General features: G+C 36.9%; 1 protein-coding gene. It reads left to right on the top strand.

Annotated features, from left to right (window positions below; genetic code table 11):
- Nucleotides 1-162, top strand: a 162-nt coding sequence (gene rplQ, locus HMPREF2963_RS05500; RefSeq protein WP_006270650.1) for a 50S ribosomal protein L17, incomplete at its 5' end; no start/stop codon positions are given.
- Nucleotides 163-605: the final 443 nt, after the last annotated feature.

Genomic DNA, 605 nt, shown 5'->3' with positions numbered 1-605 from the left:
GATGAAGAAACAGCAAAATATACTTCAACTACTGCCCTTCAAAAACTATTCTCTGATTTAGCACCTCGTTATGCAGAACGTAAAGGAGGATATACTCGTATCCTTAAAACTGAACCACGTCGTGGTGATGCAGCGCCAATGGCTATCATTGAATTAGTATAATTTTTATCAATTTTGTTGAGTGTTATGATGATGGAGTCAAGTTACTCTTAGTCTAGCTCTGGTCTACCGCTAGGATTTTCCTAGCGGGAACACTCATCTTATGATAATCACCGTAGACGCTTGTTTACGAAATTGCTTTTATAGGAAAAGCAATTTCGTAAGCAGGCGTTATTTAAATTTCGTAATCTCTGTGAGGATTCTTCTGCAGAAACAAATTCGTATAGAGGACTGTATAAATTTAAATGGAGAGAATGAATACAATTTTTCGATATAGAGATAACCTCTTCTCTCTCAACGTTCACAATTTATCCCAGAAGTGTAATTGCTTGAGCTAAGGTTGTCAGAAAGGCACAAATAGAAGTCGGAAGAGAAAAGAAGGAAGCCAAATGTTCCTCTCCTTGTTATACTAAAGAAAAAAGGAGGGTTATGAAATGGACTTCAAG

This window comes from Streptococcus sp. HMSC067A03, assembly GCF_001814295.1.
In the GTDB taxonomy this organism is placed as follows: domain Bacteria; phylum Bacillota; class Bacilli; order Lactobacillales; family Streptococcaceae; genus Streptococcus; species Streptococcus constellatus.
The sequence above is the reverse complement of the archived record's forward strand: the minus strand, read 5'-3'. Positions and strand labels throughout refer to the sequence as shown.